This window comes from Actinocorallia aurantiaca (genome assembly GCF_039533685.1).
GTDB lineage: Bacteria > Actinomycetota > Actinomycetes > Streptosporangiales > Streptosporangiaceae > Actinocorallia > Actinocorallia aurantiaca.
Genome location: NZ_BAAATZ010000006.1, coordinates 172,339 through 189,051, shown reverse-complemented (window position 1 = coordinate 189,051; position 16,713 = coordinate 172,339). Strand labels below are relative to the sequence as shown.

The 16,713-nt window shown below is 69.8% G+C and carries 12 protein-coding genes and 3 tRNA genes; 11 read left to right on the top strand and 4 right to left on the bottom strand.

The features are described 5' to 3' along the window. Window positions 1-4: 4 nt before the first annotated feature. A complete protein-coding gene (locus tag ABD327_RS07735) occupies window positions 5-496 on the bottom strand; it encodes a PPA1309 family protein (RefSeq protein ID WP_344449516.1) in 492 nt (163 codons plus the stop codon). A gap of 172 nt (window positions 497-668) precedes the next feature. On the opposite strand from ABD327_RS07735, the gene ABD327_RS07730 reads away from it, so the two are divergent. The 3 genes from ABD327_RS07730 to ABD327_RS07720 all read left to right on the top strand — a co-directional run bounded on the left by ABD327_RS07730 (window position 669) and on the right by ABD327_RS07720 (window position 5,022). After that, window positions 669-3,524, top strand: a complete 2,856-nt coding sequence (locus ABD327_RS07730) for a UPF0182 family membrane protein (protein ID WP_344449515.1) — start codon at window positions 669-671, stop codon at window positions 3,522-3,524. A 51-nt stretch (window positions 3,525-3,575) separates the two neighbouring features. Beyond that, window positions 3,576-3,649: transfer RNA gene (locus tag ABD327_RS07725), tRNA-Met, on the top strand. Between the two features lie 221 nt (window positions 3,650-3,870). Continuing rightward, on the top strand, window positions 3,871-5,022 hold the full coding sequence (locus ABD327_RS07720; protein ID WP_344449514.1) for an RNA-guided endonuclease InsQ/TnpB family protein: 1,152 nt from the start codon (window positions 3,871-3,873) through the stop codon (window positions 5,020-5,022). A gap of 233 nt (window positions 5,023-5,255) precedes the next feature. Here the strand turns inward: ABD327_RS07720 and ABD327_RS07715 are convergent, their stop codons facing one another. Next, on the bottom strand, window positions 5,256-6,926 hold the full coding sequence (locus ABD327_RS07715) for a carotenoid oxygenase family protein (RefSeq protein ID WP_344449513.1): 1,671 nt from the start codon (window positions 6,924-6,926) through the stop codon (window positions 5,256-5,258). A gap of 178 nt (window positions 6,927-7,104) precedes the next feature. On the opposite strand from ABD327_RS07715, the gene ABD327_RS07710 reads away from it, so the two are divergent. From ABD327_RS07710 to ABD327_RS07675, 8 genes are all read left to right on the top strand, one after another. Further along, window positions 7,105-8,448, top strand: a complete 1,344-nt coding sequence (locus ABD327_RS07710) for a glutamine synthetase family protein (protein WP_344449512.1) — start codon at window positions 7,105-7,107, stop codon at window positions 8,446-8,448. After that, complete coding sequence (locus ABD327_RS07705) at window positions 8,449-9,837, top strand: aldehyde dehydrogenase family protein (RefSeq protein WP_344449511.1); 1,389 nt, start codon at window positions 8,449-8,451, stop codon at window positions 9,835-9,837. Window positions 9,838-9,933: 96 nt separating this feature from the next. After that, complete coding sequence (locus ABD327_RS07700; protein ID WP_344449510.1) at window positions 9,934-10,701, top strand: 3-oxoacyl-ACP reductase; 768 nt, start codon at window positions 9,934-9,936, stop codon at window positions 10,699-10,701. Between the two features lie 61 nt (window positions 10,702-10,762). Beyond that, window positions 10,763-10,836 (top strand) — tRNA-Met (locus tag ABD327_RS07695). Window positions 10,837-11,097: 261 nt separating this feature from the next. Continuing rightward, window positions 11,098-11,174 (top strand) — tRNA-Met (locus ABD327_RS07690). Window positions 11,175-11,468: 294 nt separating this feature from the next. Continuing rightward, the gene (locus ABD327_RS07685) at window positions 11,469-11,762 is read left to right on the top strand and encodes a UBP-type zinc finger domain-containing protein (protein WP_344449509.1); all 294 of its coding nucleotides are present in this window, start codon (window positions 11,469-11,471) and stop codon (window positions 11,760-11,762) included. A gap of 38 nt (window positions 11,763-11,800) precedes the next feature. Next, window positions 11,801-13,474 carry an NAD(P)/FAD-dependent oxidoreductase gene (locus ABD327_RS07680; protein ID WP_344449508.1) on the top strand — a complete coding sequence of 558 codons (1,674 nt, stop codon included), beginning with the start codon at window positions 11,801-11,803 and terminating at the stop codon, window positions 13,472-13,474. Next, window positions 13,471-14,937, top strand: coding sequence for an ATP-binding protein (locus tag ABD327_RS07675; RefSeq protein WP_344449507.1), 1,467 nt, complete (start codon window positions 13,471-13,473; stop codon window positions 14,935-14,937). Before ABD327_RS07680 ends, ABD327_RS07675 begins: the two co-directional genes overlap by 4 nt. Here the strand turns inward: ABD327_RS07675 and ABD327_RS07670 are convergent. Both ABD327_RS07670 and ABD327_RS07665 read right to left on the bottom strand, forming a co-directional pair. Next, entirely contained in the window at window positions 14,852-15,466 is a 615-nt protein-coding gene (locus ABD327_RS07670) for a hypothetical protein (RefSeq protein WP_344449505.1), read from the bottom strand. The genes ABD327_RS07675 and ABD327_RS07670 overlap by 86 nt on opposite strands. A 57-nt stretch (window positions 15,467-15,523) precedes the next feature. After that, window positions 15,524-16,627: a glycoside hydrolase family protein gene (locus ABD327_RS07665; RefSeq protein ID WP_344449504.1), complete on the bottom strand. Its 1,104-nt coding sequence runs from the start codon at window positions 16,625-16,627 to the stop codon at window positions 15,524-15,526. Between the last annotated feature and the right edge of the window lie 86 nt (window positions 16,628-16,713).

Here is a 16,713-nt window from a genome sequence, read left to right as displayed (position 1 = left end):
CTCCCTACTCGTCCGGCAGGAGCGTCTGCGACAGGGCCTCGGCCAGGTCCGGCACCAGGTCCTCGGCCGACAGCAGCTCGTCCTCGTGGCGGCGGATGCGCAGCACCGCGTGCCTCGTGCCGTCCCGCAGCACCCCCACCACGATCTTCAGCTCCTCGTGCAGCGGATGCGCCACGGCCCAGGCGACGGCGTCCTCGCCGTCCGGGATCTGCTCCTCGACCTCCGGCGGCAGGGTGATCCGCACCATCGCCAGCGCGCATCCGGTCACGCTCTCCGGCCACACGATGCCGGGCAGCAGCGCCCCGATATCCTCGTCGGGAAGCTCTCCCTGATCGACCGCCGTGAACCCGTCGCCGTCCTCGAACCCGAGCTGATCCGCCAGCTCCGGCTGGACTTTCAGCAACTCGGCGGTCTCCACGAGCGCGAACAACTGGGGCGGCCCGTCCCACCCGGTCTGCTGCTCGATGCTTTTCACGGTCTCTTCCAGTGCGGTCATGCTGTTATTCTTCCGCCGCCTGAGCGGTGGTTCGATCGGGAACCGTACGAGCTGTCGATAAGTTGCCTAGTAGAGCCGACAGGAACTTGAGAATCGGAGGGAAGCGTTGAGCTTCCGAAATCCCGGCCCGGGAAGACGTCTCCCCGGTCGCGGCCCCAGACTGCTGGCCCCCGTGCTGATCACTTTGGCGGTGCTCATAGCGCTGTTCTTCGTGTTCGCCGGCGTATGGACGGACCTGTTGTGGTACCGATCGCTCGGTGACGGGTTCTCCAAGGTCTTCACGACCCAGATGAAGACCAAGGTGCTGCTGTTCTTCAGCGGAGGCCTGCTGATGGCCCTGGCGGTCGGCGCCAACATGGTGATCGCCTACCGGCTGCGGCCCGCCTACCGGCCGGTCTCGGTGGAGCAGCAGGGCCTGGAGCGCTACCGCACGAGCGTCGACCCGCACCGCAAGGCCGTCCTGTACACCCTGCTCGGCGCGATCGGCCTGTTCAGCGGGCTGTCCGCGGCGGGCCAGGTGGGCACCTGGCTGGCGTTCATGAACCGGACCCCGTTCGGCGAGAAGGACGCGCAGTTCGGGATGGACATCTCGTTCTTCGTGTTCGTCTACCCGTTCCTGCGGCTCATCCTCGGCTTCGTGTTCGTCATGGTCGTCCTGTCGATCCTGACGGCGGTCGCCGTCCACTACCTGTACGGGGGCCTGCGGCTGCAGGGTCCCGGCGACAAGGCCAGCTCCTCGGCCCGCGCCCACCTGTCGGTGCTCGTCGGCCTGTTCGTGCTGCTGAAGGCCGTCGCCTACTGGTTCGACCGGTGGGGCCTGGCCTACTCCGAGCGCGGCCGGGTCACCGGCCCCGGCTACACCGACGTGAACGCGGTGCTGCCGGCCAAGACCATCCTGGCCGCGATCGCGCTGATCTGCGCGATCCTGTTCTTCGTCAACATCTGGCGGCGCGGCATGATGCTGCCCGGCGTCGGGTTCGGCCTGCTCGTCCTGTCGGCGATCCTGCTGGGCGGGGTCTACCCGCTGCTGATCCAGCAGTTCCAGGTCAAGCCGAACGAGCTGGCCAAGGAGAGCCCCTACATCGACCGCAACATCAAGGCGACACGGAACGCCTTCGGCGTCAGCGGACTGGAGGGGCAGAACTACGCGCCCACCAAGCAGCCGGGGACCAAGGAGCTCGAGGAGTACTCCAAGACGCTCCCGAACGTCCGGCTGCTGGACCCGGCGCTGCTGTCGCCCACCTTCCGCCAGCAGCAGCAGCTCCAGGGCTTCTACGACTTCGCCAACCCGCTGGACATCGACCGCTACCCCGACAAGGACGGCAACAAGCAGGACACCCTCGTGGCGGTCCGCGAGCTGACCGGCCCGCCGAGCAGCCAGTCCGGCTGGGTCAACGAGCACCTCACCTACACCCACGGCTACGGCTTCGTCTCGGCCAAGGGCAACGAGGTCGACCCCGAGAGCAAGGGCCCGGTCTACCAGACCTACGGCATGCCCCAGGACTGCTCGGACAAGCTCGAGGACGGCTCCTGCCGGCTGAAGGTCGACAAGCCGCAGGTCTACTTCGGCGAGCAGTCGCCGCAGTACTCCATCGTCGGCAACCAGAAGGAACTGGACTACCCGCCGGACCAGGAGACGATCTACTCCGGCACCGGCGGCGTGAAGATGGACTCCTTCGCCAACCGGGTGGCCTACGCCCTGAAGTTCCAGGACCGCAACATCCTGCTGTCCGGCCAGATCAACGAGAAGTCCCGCATCCTCTACGACCGCTCCCCCCGCGAGCGGGTCCAGAAGGCCGCGCCGTGGCTGACCGTCGACAGCAACGCCTACCCGGTCGCCGCCGGAGGCCGGGTCGTCTGGGTCGTCGACGCCTACACGACCTCCGCGGGCTACCCCTACTCCGAGCGGGTCAACCTGCAGGACCTCACCCGCGACAGCAACACCGAGCGGCCCTCCGTCGGCACGCAGCGCCGTGACGACATCAACTACATCCGCAACTCGGTGAAGGCCACGGTCGACGCCTACGACGGCACCGTCACGCTCTACGCCTGGGACGAGAAGGACCCCGTCCTCAAGACCTGGAGCAAGGCGTTCCCCGGCACCGTCAAGCCCAAGGCCGACCTGAAGACGGCGATGGAGGGGGCGATCTACTCCCACATCCGCTACCCCGAGGACATCTTCAAGGTCCAGCGGGGCGTGCTGTCGAAGTACCACGTGACGGACGCGGCGGGCTTCTACAGCGGGCAGGACTACTGGGAGGTCCCGGTCGACCCGACCGAGAAGGACATCACCGAGCCGCCGTACTACCTGACCATCCAGATGCCGTCCAAGGACGGCAAGAGCCAGCCCGAAGCCCCGAACTTCGCGCTGACCTCGACGTACGTGGCCCGCAACGGCAACAACCTCACCGGCTACCTGTCGGCCAACAGCAACCCCGAATCCCCGGACTTCGGCCAGCTGAGACTCCTCCAGGTGCCGCGCGAGGTGCCCATCTGGGGACCCACCCAGATGCAGAACGCCTTCAAGGGCAACGAGCAGGCGGCGCCCATCCTCAACCGGCCCCAGGGAAGCACCACCCAGGTCGTCTACGGAAACCTGCTGACGCTGCCCTTCGCCGACGGCTTCATGTACGTCCAGCCCGTCTACCAGCAGGCCGCCTCCGGAGCGCAGTACCCCGTCCTCGGCTGGGTGCTCGTCTCCTTCGGCGACCAGATCGGGTTCGCCACCACCTTCGAGGACGCGCTGAAGCAGATCCTCAAGCCCGGCACGGACGTCCCCGAACAGGACGCCGACTCCGGTTCGCCGGACACCGGGCAGCAGCCGCCGACGACCGCGTCGCCGAGCATCCAGCAGGCGATCAACGACGTCAAGCAGGCCTTCTCCGAAGCGCAGACCGCCCTGAAGTCCGGCGACCTCAACAAGTACGCCGCCGCACAGGACAAGCTGGAAGCCGCCATCAACAAGCTGGTGGAACTCCAGGAGAAGGCAGGCCAGCAGCCCGCGCCCACCCCGAGCCCGGGAGGCTGAGCAACCGAATTGCCTAAGCCCGCTCCATCCCATAGTCTTGAGACACAACGACGCGGGGTGGAGCAGCTCGGTAGCTCGCTGGGCTCATAACCCAGAGGTCGCAGGTTCAAATCCTGTCCCCGCTACGAGTACGAGGCCCCCGTGGTCCCTCCCGAGAGGGAGCTTCCACGGGGGCCTCTTCGCTATGCCTTGCGGGTGAACCGGGTGTCGGTCAGGGGCCTGCACCGGGGCCTTGGCGACGAGGACACAACGAACATGCAGGCCACAGGCGACACTTCGCCCCCTTGTGCATGCGGGAATCCGGGAAATACTCTCGGTGCCGGAGGGTGGACGCTACGTTGCGGGTGTGAAGCTCGTGGTGCAGGTGAAGCTATTCCCGGACGAGGCCACCGGGGTGGCTCTGCGGGAGACGCTGCACGCCTGCAACCGGGCCGCGAACCAAGCCTCCCGGCGCGCGTTCGAGAGTGGCGTCAAAAGCGGGCGGGCGCTTCAGCGGCTGGTGTACGGGGAGATGAAGGCGATGGGCCTGTCCGCCCAGCCCGCCCTGCACGCCATACGCAAGACCGCCGACGCCTACGCCACCTTGAAGGCGAACCTGAAGGCCGGGAATTACGGCAGGGAGGGCTCCAAGCGGCGCCGGGCCGTGGAGGGCAAGCCGGTCCGCTTCCGTAAGGACGCCGCCCAGCCGTTCGACGACCGGTGCCTGTCCTGGCAGCTGGAGGCGCGCACCGTCTCGATCTGGACCGTCCGAGGCCGCGTGAGGAGCATCGGGTTCCAGTGCTCGCCCGCCCAGCTGAAGGTGCTCACCGCCCATCGGCGGGGGGAGTCCGATCTGGTGCTGCGGGGCGGGAGCTGGTACCTGTACGCGACCTGCGAGGTCCCCGAGCCCGAACTGGGCGAGGTGGAGGGCTTCCTGGGCGTGGATCTGGGCATCGTGAACATCGCCACCACCAGCGACGGCGACCGGTATGCCGGCAGGCGCCTCAACCAGGTCCGCCATCGGCATCGTCGGCTGCGCCGCAGGCTGCAGAAGAAGGGCACCAAGGCGGCCAAGCGGCTGCTGCGCAAACTGTCGGGTCGGGAGGCGCGTTTCGCAGCCGACGTCAACCATTGCATCGCCAAGAAGCTCGTGACCGAGGCTCAACGCACCTGCCGCGGTATCGCCCTGGAAGACCTGGGCGGCATCCGCGACAGGGTACGGCTCCGCAAGCCCCAGCGGGTCACCCTGCACTCCTGGTCCTTCGCCCAACTCGGCGGATTCGTCTCCTACAAGGCCGCCCTCGCGGGAGTGCCGGTGGTGTTCGTGGACCCCCGCCACACCTCGCAAGGCTGCTCCGCGTGCGGTCACGTCAGCCGGAGCAACCGGCCCGATCAGTCCACCTTCCTTTGCACGTCGTGCGGCTTCGCTGAGCACGCCGACGTGAACGCAGGCTGCAACATCGCCCAACGCGGTGCGGTGGCCTGGGCAGTGAGTCACGCTGCCGACGACGCGGCCTGAACCACACCCGCCAGGTGTGAGGAAGAGCTGCAAGCTCGGCCCTTCAGGGACGAGAAGCTGACGGGAGTCCTTTCTCACATCGGGATGATCACCCGATAGGCCCGTCAGACTGACAGGGCATGACATACGTCACACCGGCTGTCTCGTTGATCGGGACGTCCCAAAAGCCGAATCCGGTCCGCCTGTTTCCAGGAGCTCCGGCCGGGAGCCCCTGGAACCCTTTCGGTCCCCGATCAGGGGAGTTCGGCGGCCACCTCGCGGGCGACGGCGGCCAGATCGGCGGTGAGGCCGTCCAGGCGGGAGTCCAGGTCGTCGCGGAAGTGGAGGCGCTCCACGTCCGGGGGCGCGAGACAGGACGGCATCCAGGCAGAGTGGATCATGAAGGGGATGGTGCTGCCGGGGGACGGGGCCAGGACGGCGACAGGGCCCTGAGCGACATCGGCGGCGTCGAAGAGCTCCAGGCGGAAGCGGTCGTCGTTGTGGACGAGGACCAGCAGGTAGCCGTGGTGCCCGCCGGGGGAGGAGCCGGCGTAGCGGGAGCGGCCCTCGGCGTTCAGGGGGCCGCGGGGGACGAAACAGGGGGAGGTGGGGTAGTCGTCCAGAGCGAAGGTCCACTCGCTCAGTGGCCTGAGGGACTCGCGATCCAGGGACGAGAGGATCGACGGGGTCTCCTCCGCGGGGAACAGGCTCCGGTCCACGCGGTCGCCGTAATTGCGCAGGGCGCGCTGGTTGATCGCCTCCGGGTGGAAACCCAGGTGGATCAGGTGGTGGCGGGTGGGGGCCAGCTGGCCCTCGAAGGACCAGTCGATGGCGGAGAGCTCGGCCTGCCAGTAGCGCTCCGAGTCGTGGAGGCGGGCCTTCTCGGTGATCCGGCCGGTGGCGGGGTCGAAACGCAGCAGGGTCGTCAGGGCGGGGGACATGCCGTGGCAGTACATGCCGCGCAGCGCCGGGTCCACCGGGCGGCCGTGCACGTCCAGGTCGTCCTCGCGCAGGTACATGCCGATGTCGACGCCCTCGGAGTGCTCCATGACGATCTCGATGCCGTCGGAGTCGTCGTACCTGGCGTAGAAGTGGTTGACCTCGGGGGCCAGGCGGAACTCGGTGCAGGTGACGGTTCTGGTGTCCGGGAGCAGGGCGTCCTTGCGGATCAGCAGCACCGGGCCGTCGGGGTTGTTGGCGACGGTGCGGTCGCCGCCGAAGACCTCCTGGACGTCGACCTTGTAGGCGGTGTCGGCGAGGACCAGCCAGTCCCGGGTCTGGGTGATGGTGTGGGTGGCCTGCGGCAGGACGGCGTTCTCGATCTCCCAGCGGTGGACGTGCTTGCCCGTGCCGTCGTAGCGGACCACCGAGACGGCGCCGCCGAGGACGTCGCGGCTGACCGTCCACAGGCAGTCGCGCTCGGGGTCGATCACCGGGTGGGCGGTCGTGGAGACCAGGGGCAGGACGGGATGGTCCAGGGCGGGCTTCCAGTCGTCGCGGTGGCCGACCTCGGCGACGAAGCCCAGGGTCACCGGATCCACCTCCACCGGACGGCCCGCGTCCCAGGTGGCGAAGAGCCGGTCGCCCCAGGGGAGCGGGGCGGTGTTGGCGGCGTTGACCATGCCCCAGGGGGAGTTGGTGCCGACGGGGCCCGGGACGAACAGATCGGGGCGTTTACGGCGGAGCCGGACGGACGGGGTGTCGATCACGCGGGGCCGCCAGGCGAAGCGCCCCTCCGCGTCGGGCCGCAGGCCGAGCCGGACCAGGATGCCGTCGCCGAAGAAGGCGTGCAGCGGGCGGGTGCGCTGGTCGGAGGTGCTGACCAGGAGGTGGCCTTCGATGTCGTCGGGCCAGCGGCCCGCGACGATGGTCAGCTCCAGGTCCTGCGGGTCGTCGTCGGCAAGGATCGAGCGTGGGATCGGCATGCCGCCAATCAAGCGCCGCGGGGGCGGCGCGTCAAGACTTCTGACGACAAATGTCCTCAGAATCGCGACCTCCGGAATCCCTTTGAGGAACGGGCGTCCCGCCGGTACGGCCGCGTCCAGGTGGGTACTTTCCCGACCAGCGTGCTCGACGGGCCCGACAAGAGGATCTGAGGTCGACTTGACGCTCGAGGAACTGGACGTGGCGGCCGAGTCCGGCCGGATCGACACCGTGGTCATCGGATTCACCGACATGCAGGGCCGCCTCCAGGGCAAACGCCTGACGTCCCGCTACTTCCTGGAGGAGGTGGCCGGGCACGGCGCCGAGGCCTGCGACTACCTCCTGGCCGTGGACGTGGAGATGAACACCCCCTCCGGCTACGCGATGTCCTCCTGGAAGCGGGGCTACGGCGACCTGGTGCTCCGGCCCGACCTGTCCACCCTCCGGACGCTCCCGTGGCAGCCCGGCGCCGCCCTCGTCCTGGCCGACCTGAAGTGGCAGGACGGCACCGAGGTGGAGGCCTCGCCCCGGCGGATCCTCCAGCGCCAGCTCGCCCGGCTGGCCGAGCGGGGCTGGACGGCCCAGGCCGGCACCGAACTCGAGTTCGTCGTCTACCGCGACACCTACGAGGAGGCCTGGGGGCGCGGCTACCGCGGGCTGACCCCGGCCAACCTCTACAACGTCGACTACTCGCTGCTGGGAGGTTCCCGGGTCGAGCCGCTGCTGCGGCGCGTCCGCAACGAGATGACCGGCGCCGGGATGTACGTCGAGTCCGCCAAGGGGGAGTGCAACCGGGGCCAGCACGAGATCACCTTCCGGTACGCCGAGGCGCTGCGGACCTGCGACAACCACACGGTCTACAAGACCGGGGCGAAGGAGATCGCCGCGCAGGAGGGCATGTCCCTGACCTTCATGGCCAAGCCCGACGAGCGGGAGGGCAACTCCTGCCACGTCCACCTGTCGCTGCGCGACGAGTACGGCGCCCCGGTCATGGCGGGCGACGGACCGTACGGACTGTCGCCGGAGGGGGCGGCCTTCATCGCCGGCCAGCAGGCCCACATGCGCGAGCTGACCCTGATGTACGCGCCGAACGTCAACTCCTACAAGCGCTACCAGGCGGGGAGCTTCGCGCCGACCGCGATCCGCTGGGGACTGGACAACCGGACGTGCGCGCTGCGGCTCGTCGGGCGCGGATCGTCCCTGCGGGTGGAGAACCGGGTGCCCGGCGGCGACGTGAACCCCTACCTGGCGGTCGCGGCGATGGTCGCGGCGGGGCTGCACGGCGTCGAGAACGGGCTGGAGCTGGAGGAGCCCTACGACGGCAACGCCTACGAGACCGCGGGGCCCGCGGTCGCCGGGACGCTGCGCGAGGCGCTGGAGGACTGGGAGTCCGGCCCCCTGGTCGCCGAGGCGTTCGGCGACGGGGTGGCCGCGCACTACGCCAACTACGCCCGGGTGGAGCTGGCCGCCTACGACCGGGCCGTCACCGACTGGGAACTGGCCCGGGGATTCGAGAGGCTGTAGATGCGGGTGATCGATCCGGCGACCGGGCAGGTCGTCCAGACCGTCGCGGAGACCTCCGTCGAGGAGACCGACGAGGCGGTCGCCCGCGCGGTCGCCGCCTCCGCCCCCTGGCGGGCGGTCTCGCCCGGCGACAGGGCGAGGCTGCTGCGCGGCTTCGCCGCCCAGATCGACGCGCACCTGGAGGAATTGGCCCGGCTGGAGGTGCGCAACTCCGGGCACCCGATCGGGCAGGCCCGCTGGGAGGCGGGCAACCTGCGGGACGTCCTGCTGTACTACTCCGCCGCCCCCGAACGGCTGACCGGCCTGCAGATCCCCGTCCCGGGCGGAGTGGACGTCACGTTCAAGGAGCCCCTCGGGACGGTCGCCGTGATCGTCCCGTGGAACTTCCCGATGCCGATCATGGGCTGGGGCCTGGCGCCCGCGCTGGCAGCCGGCAACACCGTGCTGGTCAAACCCGCCGAGTGGACCCCGCTGACCGCGCTGCGCGTCGCCGAGCTGGCGCTGGAGGCCGGGCTGCCGGAAGGGGTGTTCCAGGTGCTGCCGGGCAGGGGCCCCGTGACGGGCCGCCGACTGGCCGACCACCCGGACGTACGGAAGATCGTCTTCACCGGCTCGACCCGGGTCGGCCGGGAGCTGATGGCCGCCTGCGCCCCCGGGATCAAACGGCTGACCCTCGAACTGGGCGGCAAGAGCGCCAACATCGTCTTCGCCGACGCCGACCTGGAACGCGCCGCGGCGACCGCCCCCTACGCGGTGTTCGAGAACGCCGGGCAGGACTGCTGCGCCCGCTCCCGGATCCTCGTCCAGGCCCCGGTCTACGACCGCTTCCTCGAACTGCTGGAACCGGCCGTCAAGGGAGTCGTCGTGGGCGACCCCTCCGCGGAGGAGACCGAGGTCGGGCCGCTGATCAGCGCCGAGCACCGGGCGAGGGTCGCCTCCTACGTGCCCGACGACGCGCCCGTCGCCTTCCGCGGCACCGCGCCGGACGGCCCCGGCTTCTGGTACCCGCCGACCGTCCTGGCCACCCCCGACTACCGCGGCGTCCGGGCCTGGCACGAAGAGGTCTTCGGACCGGTCGTCACCGTCGTCCCCTTCACCGACGAGGCCGAAGCCGTCGAGATCGCCAACGACACCGCCTACGGGCTCTCCGGCTCCATCTGGACCCGCGACCTCGGCCGCGCGCTCCGCACCGCCCGCGCCGTCGAAGCGGGCAACCTGTCGGTCAACTCCCACTCCTCCGTGCGGTACTGGACGCCGTTCGGCGGATTCAAGCAGTCCGGACTCGGCCGCGAACTCGGCCCCGACGCCCTCGACGCCTTCACCGAGACCAAGAACGTCTTCCTCTCCACTGAAGAACATGCGCCTGACGGCGCACTACCCAGTGGCTGAACGTGCGCTGACGCGCACTGAACGATCGACCGAATGATCCCGAACCCTGAACGGCCCCGAGCGGCCGCAGGAACGCGCACCTAGGAGCCCACCAGCATGCAGCGTCTCGCGGGCCGCACCGCCGTCATCACCGGCGCACTCGGCGGCATAGGGCTGGCCACCGCCCGCCGCCTCACCGCCGAAGGAGCCACCGTCGTCCTCGCCGACCTCGCCGACCCCGACGAAGGCGGCAGATACGCCGACGAACTCGACGGCCTCTACCTCAGGACGGACGTCACCCGCGAAGAAGAAGTCCAAGCCCTCTTCCAGACCACCCGCGACACCTACGGCACCGTCGACATCGCCTTCAACAACGCCGGGATCTCCCCGCCCGAAGACGACTCCATCCTCGAAACAGGCCTCGAAGCCTGGAGACGCGTCCAGGAGGTCAACCTCACCGGCGTCTACCTGTGCTGCAAATACGCCATCCCCCACATGCGCGCCCAAGGCAAAGGCGCCATCGTCAACACCGCCTCCTTCGTCGCCAGAATGGGCGCCGCCACCTCCCAGATCTCCTACACCGCCTCCAAAGGCGGCGTCCTCGCCATGACCCGCGAACTCGGCGTCCAGTTCGCCCGCGAAGGCGTCCGCGTCAACGCCCTCTCCCCGGGACCCGTCAACACCCCCCTCCTCCGCGAACTCTTCGCCAAGGACCCCGAACGCGCCGCCCGACGCCTCGTCCACATCCCCATCGGCCGCTTCGCCGAAGCCGACGAGATCGCCGCCGCCGTCGCCTTCCTCGCCTCCGACGACGCCGCCTACATCACCGCCACCGAGTTCCTGGTCGACGGCGGCATCACCGGCGCCTACGTAACCCCCCTCTGACCAGGCGCGGAGCCTCAGTTTGTGTAAGCCCGCGACCAGGCATAGTCTTAGAACACAACGACGCGGGGTGGAGCAGCTCGGTAGCTCGCTGGGCTCATAACCCAGAGGTCGCAGGTTCAAATCCTGTCCCCGCTACGAGTCAGAGGCCTCGTGGTCGCTCCCTGGAGGGAGCTTCCACGGGGCCTCTTCGCCATGCCTTTCCGGGGGGCGACCCCCGGGCCCCCGGTGTGGGGGCTCCGCCCCCACGCCCCCGTGCGGTGGTACCGCTCGCCGTGTGGTCGGGGTGGAAGTGTGTTTTCTCTGGCCTTTTCGTCTGGCCGGGTGTGGCGTCTCGGCCGGGTGCGGAGCCTCAGTTTGTGTAAGCCCGCCACCAGGCATAGTCTTAGAACACAACGACGCGGGGTGGAGCAGCTCGGTAGCTCGCTGGGCTCATAACCCAGAGGTCGCAGGTTCAAATCCTGTCCCCGCTACCAGTTGAGAGGCCTCCGTGGTCGCCCTTGAAAAGGGCTTCTGCGGGGGCCTTTCGTCATGTCTTCCCGGGGGGCGGCCCTTGGCCCCCATATCCCTGCGGGGTGCGGTTCGTTTGTGGTCGGGGCGGAAGTGCTCCTTTCTGGTTTCTGGGACGGTCTGCGCTTTTGCGTTGCGTCCTGATCTTCCTGTGTGCCTGTTGGGGTGTTGGTGGGTTGGGGGTTGAGGGGTGTTTTGTGTTGGTGTGGGAAAATCGCTGGTGATGAGGGTGCTGATCTCTTGGCGGGAGTGTGGGGGTTATGGCGCAGGGGTGTGTGCATCTGGATCAGGTCGAGGCGGGGGCGCGGCCTTCTGCCGGGGGGTGTGAGGACTGTCTGCGGTCCGGCGGCCGGTGGGTTCATTTGCGGATGTGCCGGACTTGTGGGCATGTGGGGTGTTGTGATTCTTCACCGAATCGGCATGCCACGGCCCATCACCGGGAGACGGAGCATCCGCTGATCTCGTCCTTCGAGCCGGGGGAGGACTGGTGGTGGTGCTATGAGGACGAGGTCGCGTTCGGGGTCGAAGGGGTTCCGGATTACTCGCATTCGTGAGTTCGTAGTGTCTGTGAGGGCTTGTGGGGTTTGCAGGTATGGGTGAGGGCGGAGAGCCGCAGAAGGCGGTTCTGCTGACCGTGGACGACGATCCGTCGGTGTCCCGGGCGGTGGCGCGGGACCTGAGGCGGCGGTACGGGCGGGAGTTCAGGGTCGTCCGGGCCGGGTCGGGTGGCGAGGGGCTCGAGGTGCTGCGGGAGCTCAAGCTCCGGGGGCAGCGGGTGGCGGCGGTGCTCGCCGACTACCGGATGCCGGAGATGAGCGGCATCGAGTTCCTCGAGGCGGCCATGGACCTCTTCCCGCGGGCGCGCAGGGCGCTGCTCACCGCCTACGCCGACACCGACGCGGCGATCGCGGCGATCAACGTGGTGGACGTCGACCACTACCTGCTCAAGCCGTGGGACCCGCCGGAGGAGAAGCTCTACCCGGTCGTCGACGCCATGCTGGAGGCCTACCGGGAGACTCCCGACACCCCGGCCGCGGAGACCAAGGTGATCGGGAACCGGTGGTCGGTGCCGTCCTTCGAGGTCCGCGACTTCCTGGCGCGCAACGCGGTGCCCTACCGCTGGTTCACCGACGACGAGCCGGAGGCGGCGCGGCTGCTCAAGGCGGCCGGGGTCGACACCGACGAGCTCCCGATCGTGATCACCTCGGCGGGCGCCACCCTGGTGGCCCCCTCGGCCGCCGAACTCGCCGACGCGGTGGGCCTGTCCACCACTCCCGCCACCGACTTCTACGACCTCGTCGTCGTGGGCGGCGGCCCGGCGGGACTGGGAGCCGCCGTCTACGGGGCGTCCGAGGGGCTGCGGACGCTGCTGGTGGAGCGCCGGGCCACCGGAGGGCAGGCCGGGCAGTCGTCGCGGATCGAGAACTACCTCGGCTTCCCCGACGGGGTGTCCGGAGCGCAGCTCACCGACCGGGCGCGGCGGCAGGCCGTCAAGTTCGGCACCGAGATCATCACCTCCTGCGACGTGGTGGGGCTGCGCGCCGAGGGACCGGCCAGGGTGATCACCTTCGGCGACGGACGGGAGGTCGCCGCGCACACCGTGATCATCGCGACCGGGGTGTCCTACCGGGAGCTGGAGGCGCCCGGCGTCGCGGAGCTCACCGGCCGCGGCGTCTTCTACGGCTCTGCGATGACCGAGGCGGCCGACTGCGCGGACGAGGACGTCTACCTGGTGGGCGGTGCCAACTCCGCGGGCCAGGCCGCGGTGTACTTCGCCAGGCACGCCCCCTCGGTCACCCTGGTGGTGCGGGGCGAGTCGCTGGAGGCGAGCATGTCCCACTACCTGATCGAGCAGCTGCGCGGCCTGGACAACGTGCGCGTGAGGCTCCGGACCCGGGTCGCCGGCGCGTTCGGCGACCAGGGCCTGGAGAGGCTGTGCCTGGCCGACGCTGAGGGGCGCAGTGAGGAGGTGTCCGCAGGCCACCTCTTCGTCTTCATCGGTGCCCGCCCGCACACCGACTGGCTGGAAGGCGTGCTGCAGCGCGACGAGCACGGCTTCGTCCGGACCGGCCCCGACCTGCTGACGGAGGGGCGGCGGCCCTCGGGCTGGCGCCCCGACCGTGATCCCTGGCTGCTGGAGTCCAGCCTGCCGGGGGTGTTCGTGGCCGGAGACGTACGGTCCGAGTCGGTCAAACGCGTGGCCTCCGCCGTCGGCGAGGGCGCGATGGCGGTGACGCTCGTCCACCGCTACCTGGGGGCGTCATGACCGAGCGGCTGGGTCCCGACGGGCTGCGCGAGCTGTTCCTGTTCGAACGGCTCGACGACGAGCAGCTCGACTGGCTGGCCGGGCACGGCTGGGTGGAGGCGGCGCCCGCGGGCACGGCGGTGCTGGTCGAGGGGGATCCCGCCGAGCGGCTGGCGGTGCTGCTGTCCGGCACGCTTCGGATGTGCCAGAAGGTCGGCCGGGACGAGGTCGAGATCACCCGCACCGACCAGGTGGGCGTCTACGCCGGAGCCACCCGCGCCTACCTGCCCGACAGCAGCGGCGAGCAGTACGCCGCCACGGTCTCGGCGGTCACCGACTGCCGGTTCTGGTTTCTGGGCGCCGCCGACTTCTCCGCCTTCATCGACCGCTGGTTCCCCATGGCGATCCACCTGATGGAGGGCCTCTTCCTCGGGATGCGCAACATCCAGGCGACGGTGGGGCGGCGTCAGCAGCTGCTCGCGCTGGGCGCGTTGTCGGCGGGGCTGACCCACGAGCTGAACAACCCGGCGGCCGCCGCCGTCCGCGCCGCCGACGCGCTGCGCGAACGGGTCGCGGGGACGCGGCGCAAACTGGCGATGCTGGCGCACGACCAGATCGACCCCCGGCTGCTGACCCTGCTCGTCGACGTCCAGGAGGAGGCGGTCCGGCGGATCGCCGAGGCTCCGAAGCTGGGCGCGGTGGAGGAGTCCGAACGGGAGGACGAGCTGACCGACTGGCTGGAGGACCACGGGATCGGCGAGGCGTGGGAGCTGGCGCCGATCTTCACCGGGGCGGGCACCACCACGGACTTCCTGGAGCGCCTGGCCGGATCGGCGTCCCCGGAGCTGCTGGAGGGCGCCGTCCGCTGGCTGGCCTACACCCTGGAGGCCGAGCTGCTGCTGGGCGAGATCACCGACTCGGCCGCCCGGATCTCGGGCCTGGTCGCCGCCGCCAAGCAGTACTCCCACCTGGACCGGGCCCCGTACGAGCGGGTGGACGTCCACGAAGGGCTGGAGAGCACCCTGGTCATGCTGGGCGCCAAGCTGGCGGGCGTGCGGGTGGTCAAGGAGTTCGACCGGACGCTGCCCCCCGTGCCGGTGTTCGCGGGGGAGCTCCACCAGGTGTGGACGAACCTCATCGACAACGCGTTGCAGGCGATGGACGGCTCCGGCACCCTGACCCTGAGCACCGCTTCGGATGGCGACCGCGTGCGGGTCGAGATCCGCGACACCGGCCCCGGCGTCCCCGAGGAGCTCAGGGAACGCATCTTCGAGCCGTTCTTCACCACCAAGCCGGTGGGCCGGGGCACCGGCCTCGGCCTGGACATCTCCTACCGGATCGTGGTCGGCCGCCACGGCGGCGATCTGGACGTCGAGTCCGAGCCGGGGGACACCCGGTTCACGGTGCGGCTTCCCCTTCGAGATCAGCCTTTGTCGGCGGTCTCTCCGGAGGATCGGGCAGAAGGGGCTGGATCCGGACCCTGAAGGAGTCGCGGTTGTCCTCCTCCGCCAGTTCCGGCGTCGCGGAGGCGACCTGGAGGAGGACCTTGGGCCGGGCCAGGCCGGCGTCGGACCGCCGCAGCCGTGCCGCTTGCAGCTTCAACGGCACCAGGCGGTGGCCGGCGGGGCGGATCCGCTTCCACCGGCAGGTGATCGTGGTGACCCCCTCCGGGCTGAGGCTGGAGGCGGCCTGGCGGCAGCCGGACGTGTCGGCCGCGGTCAGCTCCTTGGGCAGCGTCACCGTGAGGACGGGTCGCCGCGCCTCGGCGGGGCCGCCGTTGGCCACGCTGATGTAAGCGGTCTCGGCTCCTCCGGGCCGCAACGACCACAGGCCTCCGACGACGGTCAGGTCGGCGGAAGCGGGGTCGGGCGGTTCGAAGCTCGCGAACTCGTGCCGTGCCGGGGCGGGCGGCACCGTTACGGGCGGCGTCCGCCCCGGCAGTGCCAGGGCCGTTCCGGGCAGGGCCAAGGCCGCGGCGGCCGCGAAGGCCGGCCAGGTAGTCCATCCGCTCACGACATCGAGTCGTAGCAGAGAGTGAGGGCGTTGTCCCCTCACCGCTCCGGCGGCGGCCTACTTGTACCTGGAAGCGGAGCGGAAGGCGCGACCCGCAGGAGTGGGCGAGCCGTTCGGGTTGTACAGGCCGGTCTGGCTCTGGTTGGTGGGCAGCGCGAACCACGCGTAGCGCTTGACGTAGGGCTCGCTCCGGAGCATCTTCGTCGCTTCGCGGAGGAACGCCGCCTGCTGCTGCTGCGACGGGTAGCGCGGCGTGCCCTGGGTGAAGTCGGTCAGCGCGAACTCCGTCAGCCAGATCGGCTTCTTGTAGCGCTTGTGGACCTTGCGCAGGTAGCCGCGCAGCTGCCTGGCGGAGGGCTTGGCCCGGAAGTCGGCGCCGTACCAGTGCAGGGTGATGAAGTCGACGCGCAGCTTGCGCTTCTTGGCGCCCTTCATGAACCGGTCGAGCCAGCTGCCGGGGACCTCGCCGCGGTTGGCCACGGACGGGCTGCCGAGGATCAGGCCGGTGCTCATCAGCCGGGGCCACAGGTCCAGCGCCTGCTCGACCGACATGTTCGCCTGCGCGCCGAGGTCGGGCTCGTTGAATCCGAGGAGGTAGCGGTGGCCCCGGTTCTTGACCTTGGCGACGTCCCCGATCCTGCTCGCGTTGTGGATCATCGGGACGAACTCCACGCCCTTGGGCGCGGCGATGCCGGCCCGGTCGGGACCCCAGCTGTAGAACCAGCACGCCCCGGAGTTCTTGATGGAGGCCTTGGACTTCGGATAGGCCCAGGTGGCCACGCCCTTGAGGCAGGACTTCTTGCGGGCGGCGGGCCGGGCGGCGCTCTGGGCGACGCTCCGCTTGTCGAGCATCGGCGGGACCTGGGCGTCCGGCGAGCCGGGCGCGTCCGCCGCCGGCTCCGTCCCGCTCTGGCCGGCCGGCTCCTGCGGCGCCGAGGTCGCGGCGGGCTGCTGCGGGCCGCTCTGCTTGTGCCGGACGTCGGGGAGTTCCTCGCGCGGCTCTCCGGGCGCGGCCGCCTCGGGGCCCACCAGCCCGACGGGGTCGGCGCCCTGCCGCTCGGTGAGGGCGTATCCGGCGAGGCCTGTGACGGAGGCGGCGAACAGGCCGATGGCCGCGGCCTCCAGAGAGCGGCGTTTCGTGCGGGCGGAGGGCACTCGCATGATGGCTTTCGACTCCGGGGGATCGGGTATCCGGGGGACTGCAACTGTCTCATAGATCATTAAGTTCCGTCCGCTTCCATCCGAAA

Excerpts from the sequence above, each read along its gene's own strand:
- ABD327_RS07675 (WP_344449507.1), top strand. The coding sequence starts at position 13,471 with ATGACCGAGCGGCTGGGTCCCGACGGGCTGCGCGAGCTGTTCCTGTTC.
- ABD327_RS07700 (WP_344449510.1), top strand. The coding sequence starts at position 9,934 with ATGCAGCGTCTCGCGGGCCGCACCGCCGTCATCACCGGCGCACTCGGC.
- ABD327_RS07715 (WP_344449513.1), bottom strand. The coding sequence starts at position 6,926 with ATGCCGATCCCACGCTCGATCCTTGCCGACGACGACCCGCAGGACCTG.
- ABD327_RS07735 (WP_344449516.1), bottom strand. The coding sequence starts at position 496 with ATGACCGCACTGGAAGAGACCGTGAAAAGCATCGAGCAGCAGACCGGG.
- ABD327_RS07685 (WP_344449509.1), top strand. The coding sequence starts at position 11,469 with ATGGCGCAGGGGTGTGTGCATCTGGATCAGGTCGAGGCGGGGGCGCGG.
- ABD327_RS07705 (WP_344449511.1), top strand. The coding sequence starts at position 8,449 with ATGCGGGTGATCGATCCGGCGACCGGGCAGGTCGTCCAGACCGTCGCG.
- ABD327_RS07665 (WP_344449504.1), bottom strand. The coding sequence starts at position 16,627 with ATGCGAGTGCCCTCCGCCCGCACGAAACGCCGCTCTCTGGAGGCCGCG.
- ABD327_RS07680 (WP_344449508.1), top strand. The coding sequence starts at position 11,801 with ATGGGTGAGGGCGGAGAGCCGCAGAAGGCGGTTCTGCTGACCGTGGAC.